This window comes from Cellvibrio sp. OA-2007 (assembly GCF_000953825.1).
Lineage (GTDB): Bacteria > Pseudomonadota > Gammaproteobacteria > Pseudomonadales > Cellvibrionaceae > Cellvibrio.
On the sequence record NZ_BBUL01000096.1, the window covers coordinates 12,532 to 30,474 of the forward strand.

General features: G+C 47.7%; 15 protein-coding genes. 3 read left to right on the forward strand and 12 right to left on the reverse strand.

What is annotated here, in order from left to right; translation table 11 throughout:
- Positions 1-27: 27 nt before the first annotated feature.
- The 6 genes from rnc to AWU77_RS16895 form a co-directional block, all read right to left on the reverse strand.
- On the reverse strand, positions 28-708 hold the full coding sequence (rnc, locus tag AWU77_RS16870; RefSeq protein ID WP_062066012.1) for a ribonuclease III: 681 nt from the start codon (positions 706-708) through the stop codon (positions 28-30).
- A gap of 3 nt (positions 709-711) precedes the next feature.
- The gene (locus AWU77_RS16875; RefSeq protein WP_062066015.1) at positions 712-1,146 is read right to left on the reverse strand and encodes a DUF4845 domain-containing protein; all 435 of its coding nucleotides are present in this window, start codon (positions 1,144-1,146) and stop codon (positions 712-714) included.
- Between the two features lie 53 nt (positions 1,147-1,199).
- Entirely contained in the window at positions 1,200-2,048 is an 849-nt protein-coding gene (lepB, locus tag AWU77_RS16880; protein ID WP_062066018.1) for a signal peptidase I, read from the reverse strand.
- Positions 2,049-2,081: 33 nt separating this feature from the next.
- Complete coding sequence (gene lepA, locus AWU77_RS16885) at positions 2,082-3,872, reverse strand: translation elongation factor 4 (protein WP_202966673.1); 1,791 nt, start codon at positions 3,870-3,872, stop codon at positions 2,082-2,084.
- A 432-nt stretch (positions 3,873-4,304) separates the two neighbouring features.
- Positions 4,305-5,711, reverse strand: coding sequence for a DegQ family serine endoprotease (locus AWU77_RS16890; RefSeq protein ID WP_084618521.1), 1,407 nt, complete (start codon positions 5,709-5,711; stop codon positions 4,305-4,307).
- Between the two features lie 184 nt (positions 5,712-5,895).
- Complete coding sequence (locus tag AWU77_RS16895; RefSeq protein WP_062066033.1) at positions 5,896-6,978, reverse strand: OmpA family protein; 1,083 nt, start codon at positions 6,976-6,978, stop codon at positions 5,896-5,898.
- 180 nt (positions 6,979-7,158) lie between these two features.
- On the opposite strand from AWU77_RS16895, the gene pyrC reads away from it, so the two are divergent.
- A complete protein-coding gene (pyrC, locus tag AWU77_RS16900; protein ID WP_062066042.1) occupies positions 7,159-8,196 on the forward strand; it encodes a dihydroorotase in 1,038 nt (345 codons plus the stop codon).
- 9 nt (positions 8,197-8,205) lie between these two features.
- The gene (rnt, locus tag AWU77_RS16905) at positions 8,206-8,874 is read left to right on the forward strand and encodes a ribonuclease T (protein ID WP_062066052.1); all 669 of its coding nucleotides are present in this window, start codon (positions 8,206-8,208) and stop codon (positions 8,872-8,874) included.
- Positions 8,875-8,955: 81 nt separating this feature from the next.
- Here rnt and AWU77_RS16910 read toward each other — a convergent pair whose 3' ends face one another.
- A complete protein-coding gene (locus tag AWU77_RS16910; protein ID WP_062066065.1) occupies positions 8,956-9,429 on the reverse strand; it encodes a MaoC/PaaZ C-terminal domain-containing protein in 474 nt (157 codons plus the stop codon).
- Between the two features lie 182 nt (positions 9,430-9,611).
- Between AWU77_RS16910 and AWU77_RS16915 the strand changes: the two genes are divergently transcribed.
- A complete protein-coding gene (locus AWU77_RS16915) occupies positions 9,612-10,430 on the forward strand; it encodes a universal stress protein (protein ID WP_062066073.1) in 819 nt (272 codons plus the stop codon).
- Between the two features lie 153 nt (positions 10,431-10,583).
- Here the strand turns inward: AWU77_RS16915 and AWU77_RS16920 are convergent, their stop codons facing one another.
- The 5 genes from AWU77_RS16920 to AWU77_RS16940 all read right to left on the reverse strand — a co-directional run bounded on the left by AWU77_RS16920 (position 10,584) and on the right by AWU77_RS16940 (position 17,858).
- On the reverse strand, positions 10,584-12,404 hold the full coding sequence (locus AWU77_RS16920; protein ID WP_062066082.1) for a glycosyl hydrolase family 18 protein: 1,821 nt from the start codon (positions 12,402-12,404) through the stop codon (positions 10,584-10,586).
- 661 nt (positions 12,405-13,065) lie between these two features.
- The gene (djlA, locus tag AWU77_RS16925) at positions 13,066-13,863 is read right to left on the reverse strand and encodes a co-chaperone DjlA (protein ID WP_062066089.1); all 798 of its coding nucleotides are present in this window, start codon (positions 13,861-13,863) and stop codon (positions 13,066-13,068) included.
- A gap of 61 nt (positions 13,864-13,924) precedes the next feature.
- Positions 13,925-15,544, reverse strand: a complete 1,620-nt coding sequence (locus tag AWU77_RS16930; RefSeq protein ID WP_062066099.1) for a YdiU family protein — start codon at positions 15,542-15,544, stop codon at positions 13,925-13,927.
- Positions 15,545-15,629: 85 nt separating this feature from the next.
- A complete protein-coding gene (gloA, locus tag AWU77_RS16935) occupies positions 15,630-16,013 on the reverse strand; it encodes a lactoylglutathione lyase (RefSeq protein WP_062066105.1) in 384 nt (127 codons plus the stop codon).
- 123 nt (positions 16,014-16,136) lie between these two features.
- A complete protein-coding gene (locus tag AWU77_RS16940) occupies positions 16,137-17,858 on the reverse strand; it encodes a hypothetical protein (RefSeq protein WP_062066114.1) in 1,722 nt (573 codons plus the stop codon).
- Between the last annotated feature and the right edge of the window lie 85 nt (positions 17,859-17,943).

Below are 17,943 nucleotides of genomic sequence, written 5' to 3' on the forward strand. Positions count from 1 at the left end.
GCACTGAACAGCGTTGGCTTATAGAAATTAGTCGATATTTAACTGCGCCAGCATTAAGGTTGCCGCTTGTTTTTCGGCCTCGCGGCGACTGGATGCAATCGCACGAGTCGGCTGCTTGGTTACAGCAACACGGCATTCGATGGTAAACATTTGCGCATGGCCTTCGCCACCCACATCAACTACCACATAGTCAGGCAAGGGTTGACGCTGGGCTTGCATGTATTCTTGCAAACGTGATTTGGAGTCTTTGGCGCTGGTATTGAGCCCTAACGTATTCAAGCGCGGCGCAAACCAAGTGAGCACCCGCTCGCGGCAAACATCTAAACCGCTGGACAAATACATAGCACCGATAATCGCTTCAACACTGTCCGCTAAAATGGAATCGCGTTTGTTACCACCGGATTTCATTTCCCCTTCGCCTAACACCAAGCATTCACCCAACTCAAATTCGCGCGCAATTTCAGCTAGCGTATCGCCCTTCACCATTTGCGAACGCAAACGACTCAACTGGCCTTCACGGACTTCGGGGAAACGCTTGAACAGCTCTTCACCGACAATAAAATTTAAAATCGAATCGCCGAGAAATTCAAGCCGCTCATTATTGGTCGCACCATGACTACGGTGAGTTAGCGCCAGTTGCAACTGGCGCTGATCTTCAAAGTGATAGCCAAGACGTTGCTCAAGGCGTTGATATTTAAGGGTTAGCACAAATTATTTGGTCTTTAACGTGGCAGGTGGTTTACAGCATTGCCCAGGGCGGGTGCTATCGAGGTGGTTCTGAAAGCTCATTACAACATCTATATTAAACATGTATACATCACGAATCTCGTAATCGATTTTAACAAGCACCTTATCAGCTTCACGCTCAATTTTAATATTTTTAGTTGGCCCATCACTGCGTACGTTATTAATCATGTAAAAATTAGTGAGTTTCTTTTTTATTTCTGCATCCGTCATGTTTTCAAGTTTATCTACATCGTTGTCTAAAGACTTAAGTGCAGTTTGAACATACATATTTTCTGAATACATAGGTACAACCGTAAAGGCGAACTTACCGATAATAGCAACAACAATAATAACTAGCAGCCACTGCAACATACCCAAACCGCGCTGATGTTTAATCAACTTAAGGTTATTCGCTTTCATCGTAACTAGCTCCGCTCGGTAAGAATGATTGAGGTTTAACCTAACACAAGCACTTATTTAATAACGCCAACATGATCAAAAGATGGAATGCTCAGGAACTTCTCCCAGTGCATCCACACTGCAAAGGCTTTGCCTACAATCATATCTTCGGAGGCAAACCCCCACTCGCGACTGTCGAGACTGTTGTCGCGGTTATCGCCCATCATAAAGTAATGACCCGCAGGCACCACCCATGAACCATGTACACTTAAACGACTGGGTTGTATGTGTTTATAGGCGGTGAATTCTTTACCGTCAATAGTCTCTTTCACCATGCGTAGCATCGGCGCACCGGCTGGTAGTTCGGCAACCAGTTTTTCTTCAATCACTTTGCCATTAATGGTCAATACGTGATTATTGTAAGAAATATGATCGCCCGGCAAACCAATAACGCGCTTGATGTAATAAGTCTCAGGTTGGTGCGGCGGAAAAAATACCATCACATCACCGCGCTCAGGTTGGCCAATCGGAATAATTTCATTATTCAGTACCGGCGCACGCACCCCATAAGCAAACTTGTTAACCAAAATAAAATCGCCTACTTCCAAGGTTGGGATCATTGAACCCGATGGTATCTGAAAGGGTTCGACTAGAAATGACCGCAAAAAGAAGACAATAAACAAAACCGGAAAAAACGATTTGGAATACTCAACCAAAAGTGGCTCTTTTGCCGCAACAGATTTGGCTTCATCAAACGCGTTTTTCTGCTGTTCAGTGTCCAGAGCCATGCCCGAAAACTGTTTTTCCACCGCAGCTACTTTAGCTTTGCGAGGACGAGACAATACTAAAGCATCAAACAACCACACCAAGCCAGTAATCATTACCGCGAGTGTGAGGATCAGAGGAAGGTTAATACTGCTCATCGAGTTTCCTTAATGGTTATTGTTAGCTATTTATTAGCTGTCAATTTTCAATACAGCAAAGAACGCAGCCTGCGGGATCTCAACACTACCCACTTGTTTCATGCGCTTTTTACCAGCTTTTTGTTTTTCCAATAGCTTTTTCTTACGGGTTGCATCACCACCGTAACATTTTGCGGTTACATCTTTACGCAGTGCTTTAACCGTAGAACGCGCCACAATTTGACCACCAATTGCAGCCTGAATTGCAACGTCATACATCTGGCGAGGAATTAATTCTTTCATCTTTTCAGTAAGCGAGCGCCCCATGCCGTGCGCTTTATCGCGATGCACAATAATGGCCAATGCATCGACTTTCTCACTGTTAATCAACACATCCAAACGGACAAGATTCGCTGCCTGAAAGCGCACAAAGCTGTAATCAAGCGATGCAAACCCGCGGCTCACAGACTTGAGGCGGTCAAAGAAGTCGGTCACCACTTCGTTCATCGGCAACTCGTACTTAACCGACACTTGCGAACCGGTAAATTGCAAATCTTTCTGCACGCCGCGCTTTTCGATACACAGGGTAATCACATTACCCAAGTGCTCTTGTGGCACAAGGATGTTGGCTTCTACGATTGGCTCACGCATCTCTTCGATTGCGCCCGGGTCCGGCAATTTGGATGGGTTATCAACAAAGATAACTTCACCGCCGCGTTTAACCACTTCAAACACTACGGTAGGAGCGGTAGTGATCAGGTCGAGATCGTATTCGCGCTCAAGACGCTCCTGAATGATCTCCATGTGCAACATGCCAAGGAAACCCACACGAAAACCAAAACCCAGTGCATCGGAACTTTCTGGCTCATAGAACAGGGAGGCATCATTCAGGGTCAGTTTGGCCAATGCTTCACGGAAATCTTCAAAGTCATCGGAGCTGATGGGAAACATACCGGCATAAACTTGCGGCTTGATCTTCTGGAAACCGGCCAAGGCTTCCACATCCGGCGTTTGTGCATGGGTGATGGTATCGCCTACGGGTGCGCCGTGAATATCTTTAATACCGGCAACAACAAAGCCTACTTCACCGGCTTTGAGTTCTTTTAATTGCGTGGGTTTAGGGCTAAATACACCCACGCCATCGACGATTTGTGCTTTACCGATGGTTTTGGTGATGATTTTGTCTTTTAAACGCAGAGTGCCTTGTTTTACCCGCACCAGCGAGACTACGCCCAGATAGTTGTCGAACCAGGAGTCAATAATCAGCGCCTGCAAGGGAGCATCTACATCACCAACCGGTGCGGGGACAAGGCGTACTAACTCTTCCAGCACCTCTTCCATGCCCATACCAGACTTGGCCGAACAGCGCACGGCTTCGGTAGCATCGATGCCGATGATTTCTTCAATTTCCTGCGCGACACGATCTGGTTCTGCCTGCGGCAAGTCCATCTTATTCAGTACTGGAATCACTTCCAGCCCCTGTTCGATTGCGGTATAGCAGTTGGCGACTGACTGGGCTTCTACGCCCTGACCGGCATCCACCACCAACAGCGCACCTTCGCAGGCCGCCAAGGAGCGGGATACTTCATAGGTGAAATCCACGTGGCCGGGGGTATCAATAAAGTTGAGCTGGTAGGTTTTGCCATCGCGCGCCTTGTAGTACAGGGTCACGCTGTGCGCCTTGATGGTAATGCCACGCTCGCGCTCCAAATCCATGGAATCAAGCACTTGCGCTTCCATTTCACGGTCGCTCAGGCCACCGCACATCTGGATAAAGCGGTCGGCGATGGTGGATTTACCGTGGTCAATGTGGGCGATGATGGAAAAGTTACGGATATGGCTCAGGTCAGTCACAGGCGCTTAACTACTTTAGATGTTGGAATATGTCCCCGGAATGGGGGGCGGAAATAGTGGGCGGCATTCTAGCCTATTTGATAAGTGCGTGCTATGAGCAGCGCATGGGTCAGAAACAGGTTAAAACAGGCCGACAAAGGTGAGCTGTTGCACAATTTTTTACAGACTCGCATCAGGTGCTGGCACATCATGACGGCCTGCTTTTGGCTCTTCCGTACACATTACTTTCAGCTTTCACCTGCGGCCTTTTAAACCAGAATCTTAAAAGGATATCGATGCCAGATACCGCAGGTGTTTTTTCATTGTCAACAGATTGTTTTTTCTTGCGCAAATAAAGATAAATATCTCGCCAACGTAGAGTCATTAAAAACGCCAGCGATGCTGGCGTTTTTAATGGACAGAAAAGATAAACGTTTTTAACGACTACTTGATAACAATCGAGCGAAATACCGGACGACCCTGACTGTAAAAGCGAATCGCTTGCGGCTCATTTTTGGGTAATTTTTTGACAATTTTGGCGTAATCCCCAGGCGATTTAATATCGCTAAACGCGAGCTGGGTAATTACATCACCCACTTGTATTCCTGTTTCCGCTGCCGGGCTGCCCGGTTTTACCTCGCGCACCACAACACCAGAGTCTGCGCCACCGCGCTGGGTTTGCTCTAACGGGCTTACCACCAAGCCCAGCACATCAACGGAATTATCAATCGGCCCCGACGCCGGGCGTGCAGCCGCTTCTGCGGGTGATACCGGCAAAATACCAACCGTGACATTTAAATTTTGTTCTTTGCCTTTGCGCATAATCACCACCGGCACTTTGGATTTTGGTGGCGTGCGACCAACCAAATAAGGCAAATCGCTTGAGCTATGCACATCGCTGCCGTTAAATTTAATAATCAAATCGCCTGCTTTTAAACCGGATTTTGCTGCAGGACCTTCACCATCAACTTCACTAATCAACGCGCCCATGGGTTTATCCATACCCAATGAACTGGCGAGATTTTTATCTACGTCCTGAATCATCACGCCCAACCAACCGCGATCAACACGGCCTTTATCTTTTAATTGCGCAACCACATCCAGCGCCAGCGATGAGGGAATCGCAAATGACAAGCCAACCGAGCCACCACTGGGCGAATAAATTTGTGAGTTAATGCCGACTACTTCGCCATCCATATTAAAGAGCGGCCCACCTGAATTACCCGGGTTAATTGCCACATCAGTTTGGATGAAGGGAACGTAAGTGCTTTCATTGCGCGCTGAAGGAATGCTGCGCCCTATAGCACTGACAATGCCGGCACTCGCTGAGTAATCCAAGCCAAACGGCGAACCGATTGCGATAACCCATTGGCCAACTTTTAATTTTTCATCTTTTGCGAGCGTCAGCGTGGGTAAATTTTTGGCATCGACTTTTAGCAAGGCCAAATCCGAGCGCTCATCGCTGCCAATTAATTTTGCTGTGTACTCACGCTGATCATTGAGGATAACGGTGATGGTATCCATCTGATCGATCACATGATTATTGGTTAACACATATCCATCGCTGGAAATAATAAAACCTGAACCCAGCGAACCTCTATCGCGCGGCATTTGGCGGCGCTCTAACAATTCGCGGAAAATATCCGGCAGACCTTCCATATTCGGCGGCAGTTGTTGTGGTGCTTGCGCCATTGCGCCTTTGGACACAGCGGTGATTTTTACTACAGCAGGCGAATGCTGCTCGATAAGCTCGGTGAAATCCGGCAACTGTGCTGCAAAGCTGGTGACAGGCAATAAAATTAAGGTCACTACTGCGATAAGACTCGCCCATTTGGCAGTCATTTTGTACATACAAGGCTCCTCAATGAATAACAACAGACAATTCGCATCTCAGGATGCAATTGCCTCTGGTGCGCAAGTTCAGACTGATGAGTTTAAAAATAATTCCAACCCGGGCGTAAAATCCGGGTTAAGAATGATTTGGGAATTGTGTTAAAAAAATGCAAGTGCAATCAATCGAGTTTTGCGATTGACCTTACCTGGCTTGCGGTGTGGGCTGTCTGCCACTGGTGAGATCTTGCTGTTCAACCATCTGTTCAAGTTGCTGCAGGCTAGCTGGTAATGCAGCGGGCAACTGTGATGCTTTTTCCTGCGCCGCTTTTTCTTCTGCGGCTTTTTGCTCAGCCGCTTTTTCTTCGGCCGCGATAATGGCCGCGATTTTCTTTTCCATTTGTTTGCGTGTGGTTTCACTTTCCATACGCACCGTAACACGCCGATTTTTAGCCTGCCCCGCCTTGGTGTAATTGTTGGCGATAGGAAACTTATCGCCATGCCAACGGGTAGTAATCATATCGGCACGCAGGCCTTTAGCGACCAGATAAGCCGTCACCAATTCCGCCTGCCGCTGTGATGCCGCATCGCCCTCTTCCGGTGTGGGCAATTTGTCGCTGTGGGCATCAACCAAAATCCCCAATACATTGGGATCGGCTTTGCTGTAGCGCACGATTTTATCGAGCTGGGTTTTGGTGGAAGCACTCAACTCACTGGCATCGGGGGCATAATTCACCAGCATGCGTGCGATCTGATTGAAGGTGTAGGGAATTAATGCGCCGATACAGGTCTGATAGCGCCCATAGGCGGGATTAAAGTTGCGCGCCTCCAGAACCACACGCAGATTAAGGCCGTTGAGATCCATTTGTGCGCTGCTGAATACCACATTGGTGCCCTGTAGCAAGGTGGCGCTGATCGCTTTGATCTGCGCGGCCGTTGCCCGTAGCGGCTGTTTGCCATTGGCTTGCAACTGCCCCAGAGGGCTGGCTGCTGCATCGCTGCGCCACATGGGTGGCACCGCCTCAATTCTGACCAAATCGCTAAAGGCAAGATGACCACTGGGTTTCAACTCAAGAAACTCACTGCCGCCGGTTTTGCGCACCAACTGCGCACTGCCAAAACCGGGAATTTCATGGTGCAGACTGCAGGCAAATGACCCGCTTTTGGCGGTCCATTGGGCATCATTAAAACCGGCAGTGTAAGTCTGGGCGCAAAGCGATACGCTGTGCGCAAGGCCAAATACCAATAAGATTGCAGGGCACAAACGATAAGCAGCAGCCAAATACATGAACAATTCCAACGGCATAAAAACAAGGATACTTTCGAGTATAGCCAGCTCAGCGCAGAATGCTGGCGAATGCGCCCAGCCGCTGCCGAGGAATTAAGGCTGCGAAGAAGAGCCAATTTTGGTAGGATGCGGCCACTTTTGACTGTTACTCCCCTCTATTTTTTTGGACATGCTTACCCCATGACTCAACAGCTAACTCTTACCCGCCCCGACGATTGGCATATCCACCTGCGCGACGGCGCAGCACTCACCCGCACCGTGGGCGATGCAGCACAACAATTTGCCCGTGCGATAGTCATGCCCAATCTGGTGCCACCCGTGATGAATGCCGAGCAAGCGCTGGCCTATAAAGAGCGCATCCTCACGGCGCGCCCGGCAGGTAGCCAGTTTGAGCCGTTAATGGTGTTGTACCTCACCGACAATACCAATCCCGCCGACATCGCCATCGCCAAAGCGGCGGGTGTTACCGCCTGCAAACTCTACCCAGCGGGCGCGACCACTAACTCAGCTTCGGGTGTAACTGATCTGAACAAAATCTACCCAGTGCTAGAGGCGATGCAAAATACAGGTATGCCGTTTTTGTTGCACGGGGAAGTGACTGACAGCGCCATCGATATTTTTGATCGCGAAAAAGTCTTTCTGGAGCGCACCTTCAGCAAGGTAGTAAAAGATTTTCCAGCGCTAAAAATGGTGTTGGAGCACATTACCACTGCCGATGCCACCCAGTTTGTCGCCGATGCGCCCGCCAATATCGCGGCAACCATTACTGCCCACCATTTGTTGTACAACCGCAACCATATGCTCGCTGGCGGGATTCGCCCCCACTACTACTGCCTGCCGATTTTAAAGCGCAGTACACATCAGCACGCTTTGATCAACGCGGCAACCAGCGGCAGCCCGAAATTCTTTTTAGGCACCGATTCCGCGCCCCACACCAAAGATAAAAAAGAAGCCGCCTGCGGTTGCGCCGGTAGCTATACCGCCTATGCCGCGATCGAGCTTTATGCCGAAGCCTTTGAAGATGCCGGCGCGCTCGATAAACTCGAAGCTTTCGCCAGCCATTTCGGTGCTGATTTTTATGGCCTGCCACGCAATACCGATACCATCACCCTGCTCAAACAAGACTGGCAAGTGCCAGACACCCTGAGCATGGGCGACCAACCGCTGGTGCCGTTGCGCGCTGGTGAAACCCTTCGTTGGCAGTTACAAACTGCTTAAGGCGACCCTGTGAATCCTCCTGAAAATTCCCGCGATCCCGATTCACCTATGGCGCAGCGCTTTCGCGGCTTTTTACCCGTGATTGTCGATGTGGAAACCGGCGGTTTTAACGCGCAGACTGATGCACTGCTAGAGATTGCTGCAGTCACCATCCGTATGGATCAAGAGGGCTATTTGCATCGCCACGAGACTTTTTCGTTTCATGTCGATCCATTTGAAGGCGCCAACATTGAACAGGCCGCGCTGGATTTCACCGGCATTGATCTCGATTGCCCTGAGCGCATGGCCGAACCGGAATTAATGGTCATGACCGATTTGCTCAGCGCCGTGCGCCGCGCCGTAAAAGAAAATGGCTGCACTCGCGCGGTGATCGTCGGCCATAACGCCCATTTTGATTTGAATTTCGTTAACGCGGCCATCGCTCGCTGCAATATTAAACGCAGCCCATTTCATCCGTTTTCGGTATTTGATACAGCCACACTCGCCGGTCTGGCTTACGGCCAAACCGTACTCGCCAAAACCTGCCAGGTTGCCGGTATTGAATTTAGCAATAGCGCCGCCCACTCCGCCGCTTACGATGCAGAAAAAACCGCCGAATTATTTTGTGTGATTGTAAATCGCTGGAAAGAACTAGGCGGCTGGGTTGGCGATGAATATAGCGATGAAGAAACGGAATAACTAATCGCCACCAAGAGCGACAATACAATCCATAAAAACTCACTTTCGTCCCGAGTTTTTATGGATTTGTGAATACCAAAATCAACCGATTGTTATTTCTGGTATTTCACCAGCGTTAATATTTAATTTCTCCGCCGGTGCAATCACTTCTGCCACACCCTTGGCAATTAATTTGCCGTCCTGATTGTGCGCTTCGCACTCAATTGTCACCAATTTCACCCGCTCTTTAATCTCGCTGATAATCAGCGTGATAGTCACTGTATCGCCTATTTTTACTGGATGCTTAAAACTGAGGCTTTGGCTGCGGTAGACAGACCCGGGGCCAGGCAGGCAGGTCGCAATCGCTGCCGACACCAAAGCGCCAGTCCACATACCGTGGCCGATAGGTTCACCAAAAGGTGTAGTCGCTGCGTAGGTTTTATCGAGATGCACCGGATTGACATCGCCGGAACAGGCGGCAAACAGGATGACATCCCGCTCTGTCAGCGTTTTGCTGTAGTTGGCCCGCTGCCCGACCACAAGCTCGGCGATTGGATAATTTTCAAGCAAATTCATAGTGTTATCCCTGAGGGTCTGTAAAAAAGGCGTACAGTTTAATCTATATCAACCTTATTTAAGCGCTATAGAGCACCACAAGCGGCTTTGTCGCTGTAAAAACCACAAAGGGGTTGCTATGCTAGCCCCAACCAGAAAATAACAACCCACTCTCTTTATTTAGGGAACCAGTAGGAGCCAGTATGTCCAAGTCACAAAAGCTATTCGTTGTTGTTGACCCCAATGATACCCACCACATAGCGCTTGAACGCGCGATTATTGTTTCCTCGCTGATGCAAGACAAACCAAAAGTTCATGCATTTGTGGCGGTGGATGGCGATGCAGTGGACACCCGCTCAGTCAACGATCATTTATTTCGCGACCTGACCTGGTTTGAACAAAACATCAAATCCCCATTAGCTAACGCTGGTATTGAATACACTATGGAGATCTCCTGGTCTTCCGAGTGGCAAAAATCCATTATGGAATCGGCCAAGCGTTTTGATGCAGATCTGATTTACTTGCCAGTACATGCCAGCAATAACAACAGCCGTTTCTTCTTCACTGAATCAAAATGGGAATTGCTGAAAGGCGCTTACTGCCCAGTGGTTTTGATTCGCCCGGGCGCCAAAGCGCAGCGCAAAGTGATTCTTGCTGCAGTGAATGTGCAAGCACAACGCGATGTGCAAGTAGAGCTGAATAAAAAGATTATCGACGCCGCCAAATTTTATGCAGAAACCTATGGTGCAGACCTGCATGTAATCAATGGCTATCTGGATTCAATGAACTATCCCGATCGCGGCAAATTGGTCAATGCAACCGGCTTACCAAATGACAAAATTCACGTCGAAAATGGCTACACCTCTGACGTAGTGTCTGCGCTGGCAGAAAAGATCGGTGCAGATTTGATTGTAATGGGAACCTTGGGTCAGAACGGTATGACTAAGACTCGTCGCGGCAACACTGCCGAGCGTTTGATTGCCGCAGTTGATACCGATGTGATGATATTGAATCACGAATAATTTTTACCGCGCTTTATTAAAAAAACCGGCTGTGATTTCACCGCCGGTTTTTTTATGCCTATTTTATTTTATCCATACTATTTTGGAGCCCCCTAAACGCAAAAAATCCGGCAATCTGAGACTGCCGGATTTTGTTAGTCATCCTCGAGGTAATTAACGCATAGCGTTGCCGATTACACGAATCAATTCACCGTCGTTGGTGTCGCCGCTTAACTCCCAGAAGAAAGTGCCAGCCAAACCTTGTTGATGAACATAATCCATTTTACCCACCAGGGTTTGTGGTGTGTCGTAGCTCCACCAATTGCCGCCGCAGAACGCATAAGCTGTGCCGCCTACAGTTCCAGTCGCCGGACATTTTGATTTCAATACTTTGTAATCATCAATACCCGCTTCATAAGTACCTGCTGCTGCACCGGTTGCCGATCCGCCAGGTGCCGCTTGAGTAACGCCAGTCCAACCGCGACCGTAGAAGCCAACTCCCAAGAGAATTTTGCTCGCAGGAATACCTTTAGACTTCATCAATTGAATCGCGTTGTCCGAGTTGTAGCCCGCTTTTGGAATACCGGCGTAATCGTACAAAGCAGAGTGCGGAGATGTTGGGCCAGTTTTATCCCAAGCACCGAAGAAGTCATAGGTCATCGGCATGTAAAAATCCACATACTGAGCTGCGCCGGCGTAATCTGCTGCATTAATTTTTGCAGTGCCTGCACCAATGGCAGACGTAATCAACGCATTACTACCAAAACGGGCACGCAGTGCTTGCATCAGATTTTTATAACCTGAGAAACCGCTGGTGGTATCGCATTTCAAACCACATTCGTTCGGATATTCCCAATCGATATCGATACCATCAAACACATCAGCCCAACGTGGATCTTCTACTAATGCATAACAAGAGTCGGCAAACGCAGTTGGATTTTGTGCAGCTTGCGGGAAGCCGTCTGACCAGGTCCAACCACCAAACGACCAAATCACTTTAAGGTTAGGATTCATCGCTTTTAGTTTGCGCAATTGGTTGAAGTTACCGCGCAATGGTTGATCCCAGGTATCCGCCACACCATCGACACTGCCGGCTGCATCATAGGCTTTATCGTAAGCTGCGTAAGAATCCCCAATGGTGCACTTACCATTTTGCACGTTACCAAACGAATAAAGAATGTGAGTCAATTGCGCTGCTGAACCACTGGTCGCAATATTTTTCACATGATAATTGCGGCCATAAATACCCCACTCGGCAAAATAACCAACCACTTTTTTGCCACCAACAGGTGGTACTGAACTCGCGCTTGAGCTAACCGAACTAGCTACAGATGACTTGGAACTAGAGCTAGGCACGACTGAGCTCGGTGCAGAGCTGGAACTTGGCGCTACAGAACTTGGAGTAGAGCTGGCAACAACGGAAGAAACAACAGAGGATGACGCAGTTCCACAAGCACCTTTGTTGACCCAAACACCATCAGTACCTGAATTGGTAACCGGGTCATTACCCTGAGTCCACCATTTTGCTTGATAGAGAGCGCCATTGCGGCTCGCCTGATTACCGCCGTTATAAACTGCCGCACTATCCCATGCAGCAACTCCACCACATCCGGCAACAGAAGCGACTGAAGAAGCAGCGATAGAGGAAACAACTACCGAACTTTGCACAGAACTTTTACTGGAGGATGCCACCGAAGCAACACTCGATGCTGCGCTGCTGGTAGTAACACCATCACATGCGCCCAAGCTGCTCCACGCGTTTGCCCAAGCCCAACCTACGCCAGGCTCATAAGGGCCGCCCACCGTACACCAGCCACCGACGGTACATGAATAAGCGCTACCTGCATTTTGTACTACGGCGCCGTTGGCATAGGTACCTTGTTTGTATGCAGCTACATTACTGCAATTGTAGGCCTGCGCTTGAACACTGGCGAATGCTGCGACTGATAGCAGCCCCAGACTTGATAACAGAGTAAATGGTTTGAAGGATCTCATTGGTTTTCCTCGGTATACTTTTTGTTTTCATCACATTCTTGTTGCGCATTTGGGCAACACAGAATCTCCCGGACTTGCACATTCAGGTCTTGCAACCCGTTCAACACCCCTATTCCATTTGTTATTTTTCGTCCGTCAAACAAGCCTCCTGCCAAACATATCTCCGCATTTTTTCGGGTAATAGCAACCTTCAGGCAAGAGTTAGCCCTGAGTGATCACCCAATAAAAATTCATAATTTGAAATTGAGAAAACAACCACACGCACCTTGCGAAAAAACAAGGTGGAATCAATGTCCTGATAAAGAAAAATCCATGAAAACCATGATTATTTCCAGCGAGGGAAATTAGTCTTCACTATCGCTCCTTGGCTTATCACACTGTTTTTATTATTGTGAAAATGTGTAAACGCAACAGACATGATGAAATTACACCCAACTGGACAACGTTGTCAATAATTTACCTAAAAATGTTTTAGGCGTCACAATAATTCACACATGTCCGAGAAATACTGCAGCCGACAAATGCTAATAGCGCAAACGCGCTTTATTCTTATTTGTCGTAATAGAGGGGATTTTGAAGCAATACGAAATAGAAACAGCTATAAGAACAACACTAGAAAAAGAATTCCTCAGCGAATAAAACGCCTCGCTGAGGGAAAGTATTAACGAGATTTTTTTATCAAATCATAAGCGGCTTGAATTTCCTGAGCGCGCTCGGTAGCAGCTTTAATCATGTCTTCCGGCATGCCCTGGCCGATGAGTTTATCCGGGTGATATTCACTCATTAATCTGCGATAAGCTTTTTTTAGTTCAGCATCACTGACGGTTTTTTCTACACCCAAAGCCTCATAAGCCAAAGCCAACTCATCAGCACGCGGCACCTGTTGTTGCCCAGCCTGATGGTATCCCTGCTCATGCTTGAAACTATTTTGTGCATTGAGCATACGCAACAACTGTTCAAAGGCAAAACGGGAAAAGCCCAAACGCTCCGCAACCACGCGCAACACCTGTGCCTCTTGATTATCCAATACACCATCGGCCATCGCCAAGTTAACCAGATTGACCAATAACATATTAATCAAATTAGGGCTGGCACCACAGTGTTGTTTAAATTCGTTCATCACTGCATCAAGTTCAAACTCATCCGTGCTGCCCAGTTTAAATAAGCGTATGGCTTCGCGGCGATGCTCCGGGGTTAGCCCCATTTTGCTCATCAGCGACTCGGTCAGTTGAATTTCTGTTTCACTGACACGGCCATCGGCTTTTGCCAAATGCCCTAACAATAAAAACACGGTGGTGAAAAAGTTTACCTGCACCGCATGCAATTGTTCATGCGACATTTTAGGTGTCGCATTTTTTTTGCGATCAATTAGAAAATGCCCCAGCAGTGCCCCCACAATTGCACCAAAAGGACCGCCAGCAAAAATACCTGCGATAAAACCTAAAATTTTTCCGATCATATTTGTCTCTGGCTAAAAATTAAGGATTACAACCACACCACCAGCGGTTTGATACTGCTTATTACGAACTACACGACAACATCGAACAACCTGCCTTATGCCGCGCCCATTCAGGGCGTTTGGCAAAATAGGCTTCATACTCAGGCTGTTCGTCGTAAGGGTTGCGCAATATTTGCAACAACTTTTCTACTTCAGAGTTATCACCTTCGGTGGCTTTATCAATCGCTTGCTGCGCAAGATAGTTACGCAATACATGTTTTGGATTAACCGCATTCATGCGCGCCCGTCGCTGTGCATCGTTGTTGCCCGTCAAAATATAATCTTGTTGCAACCGCTGCGCGTAACTGCGCAGCCAAGTTGCCATCGCCGTTTCCGCGTTGGCATCTGGTGCGGAATAATAAGCAGTACGCACAATATCAACCCACTGCTGCTCCGTATATTGATCAATGTCATCGAGTGATAAGCGCGCAAGTAGACGATAAAAAATCGTCATATCGATTTCTGCTGTTTGCAACGTTTGCAATAAGTTGTCCGTAAGCGCTTGATCTTGCACTGGATCAAATTGACTTAAGCCTAATTTATTGGCCATATCGTGCTGTGCACAGCGTTCATATTCCGCGCGATATTTTTCTAACGCCTGCTGCAATGGCTCAACGCTATTGATTAATGGGTAGAGCGCATTGGCGAGCTGTGCCAGATTCCACAATGCAATACGCGGCTGATTGATGTAGCGATAGCGGCGCCCTTGAGCGTCTGTTGTATTCGGCGTCCAATCCGGCTCGTAGCCTTCCAACCAACCATAGGGGCCATAGTCAATCGTTAAACCCAGGATCGACATATTGTCGGTATTCATCACTCCGTGCACAAAACCAACACGCATCCAATGCGCCATTAACTGCGCGGTGCTAATACAAATTTCAGTAAACCATTGCACATAGGTAGCGGTAGTAATTTCATCAGTTTCACCTTCTAACAGATGTGAAAAATCGCTGCGGATAGTGAAATCAGCCAATTGTTTCAGCAAATCGATATCACCGCGCGCGGACAATATTTCAAAATTGCCGAAGCGGGTAAAACTAGGGGCGACGCGGCAAACTACCGCACCGGCTTCCAGTTGCGGATTGCCATCGTAAAACATATCGCGCCGCACCCACTCACCGGTGCTAATCAAACTCAACGCGCGGGTAGTGGGAACGCCCAAATGAAACATGGCTTCACTGCACAAAAATTCGCGCACCGAAGAACGCAACACCGCCAGACCATCGGCCGTGCGTGAATAGGGTGTGGGACCGGCGCCTTTTAATTGCAGAGTCCAGTGCTCGCCCTGTTGATTGCGTACTTCGCCCAGGTTAATAGCGCGGCCATCGCCCAACTGCCCCGCCCAATTACCAAATTGATGACCACCATAACAGCAGGCATGAGGCTCCATACCAACAAGTAATTGATTGCCGCCAAATACCTGCACAAATTCAGCTTGCTGAAAAATGGCCTCAGGTAAATCCAATAGTGCAGCCACTTCTTTGACGCCAGCAACTAACTGAGGGTTTTTAACTGGGGTGGGATTTACGCGCGAATAAATTGCGCCGGTCACCTGACGACGATAATTTTCCGTTTCAGGATCAGCTGGCAATTCACGCACCAAGCGATTATCAAATTGCAGTTGAGACAGGTGTGTGATCATAAATAAGGAGCGACAAAACGCTCATCTCGGTAGGGCGAAAAAAAACAAACTGATTGTAAAGCTGATGATGATATTGCTGCGTGAATTATTTAACACCCAGCAATTCAATTTTGTAGCCGTCTGGATCTTCAACAAACGCCAATATGGTGGTGCCATGCAGCATGGGACCAGGCTCACGCACAATCTTTCCACCGGCTGCACGAATTTTTTCGCAGGTGGCATAAACATCGTCACACCCCAAAGCAATATGCCCGTAGCCCTTGCCCAAATCGTATGACTCAACACCGTAATTGTACGTTAACTCAATAACGCTGTTGCTGTCTTCATCCCCATAACCCACGAATGCGAGAGTAAACCTTCCCTCGGGATAATCCTGCTGCCGCAAAAGTTTCATTCCCAGCGTCTGAGTGTAAAACTCTATTGACTTGGGTAAATTGCCAACACGCAACATGGTATGAAGAATTCGCATAGATATTTTTCCGAACATTAATCGTTGTAACCATTGCCGTAACTATCACGGGAAATGTCGCCGTAGCTACGATCAATAAAAATAGATTAACCTGCGCGAGTGCTTGGTGATGTGCAACTCAAGTTAAAATTTTGATTCAGCGCCGACCGTCAGTTGATACCCACTGACACCTTCAGCATTACGCGCAGATGTTGGCATTGCAACATCGATATGCACTACGTTGCCGATGCGCACTTTACTGGAGCTAAAACGCAAGCCAACGCCCACATTACTCAATAATGGACTGTAACCATATTGATCTATGCCCCAGGCTTTGCCCATGTCAAAAAACATCACTGCGCCAACGCGCATTAAATTAAAAATATGCATGTCTGTAAAATAGCGACGCTCTATAGTTAACACATAGCGCTCATCACCACGCTGATAATCTGTAGGGTAGCCGCGCAAGCCGGTAATATCGCCCACGGTTAGCTCTTCATACTGCGCCAAATCCTGCCCTATGTCATAACGAAACCCCAGATACCAGCGGCGTTTTGCATCTTGAAAATAGTTGTAGGTAAGATTAATTCCCGCAACAGCGCTATCAATACCATTGACGCTGGAATGATGACGCCCATCTAACTCCAGCGTGGTTTCAAAAATATGCTGCTTATCAAAATCAACGATATTCGAGTAATTCCCTATGTAGCGGATCACATCATCGGGATTATCAAATTGGGTTCCGGCATATCCCAAACGAAAACTTAAATTCTGCCCCAGTGCTATATCTTCCGGGCGCTGAATTTGGTTGATGTTTTTAAATACGCCGTAACGATTTTCAAGGTATTGATATTCAATCCAGGGATAAACCGCTTTGCGCTGTTCAGGAATAGCTTGCAATGTATCTTTCGATACAAAAAAATTGTCTTCTTCGTTAGAGAGGCCCACCAACCAGCGCTGGGTATGTGTTGAAGTAACATCAGTCGCCACGCCAAAATAAATTCGATTGTGCATAGTTTGATGGCGAAATTCATTTATTTGTTCGTCCATATGGCGGATGGGTTCTTCCAAAGTTACGTCTTGCGTATAAAAACCGGCGGCCCAAGGAGTTTGTAACGAATAGAAAGGGTGAGAAATATCCACAATTGTATCGCGACCATCACTGGTATCGGCGTAGTAAATTTTGGTGGCGATTTGTGAATTGAAAATATGCGGATTGCTGAAATCATAACTGATCAAATTGCGCTGGGTATTTTGCTCATAACCAATGGTTAAACTATTGCCCGTACCCAATATATTTCCATCGGAAATGGCAAAGCCGGATTTTGTTCCTTCCGATTCTTTACTCAGAGAAAGTTGCGGCTCAAGTGCCCATGCATCCTGAGTGACTACCATTATGTCGAGTTGCTCGGCACAGACGGTGACAGGAACAATATACGCGTTGGTAAGATAGGGGCGTTTGCGCAGAATACGCTCGCTCTCTTGAATTTTATCGATACTCAGTGACTCGCCTTCTTTAAATAATAATTGCGCGCGTACAACGCTGGAGCGAGTGTTGATATGAAGCTTATTTAGAAACAAATAAAGACTATTGTTTTCGCCTGGATCGTTTTTATCAAATACCGATAAACTATTAAATTGAATATTGCGAATTTGTTTGCCTTGCAAGTCATCAAACAGATGCATGTCGATACGGGTTTTATTGGCGTCAGCAATTTTAATGCGCCGCCCTTCAAAGCTCTCACAAGTAGCATCAGTCTCAATGACTGGCTCAGTTTGGTTTTCTGCCTTCACTGGCAGTGCAGCCAAAATCGCTGATAACAAAACCAAAGCGCAGAAGAACCCAAGACACGGGGTTTTAGTCATAGTGATATCTCAAACGCTCACTTAAAAACAGATGAACAAGCTAATGGCGAATAATTAGACAAGAAAGTCTTTGTTCAGTTGCAAG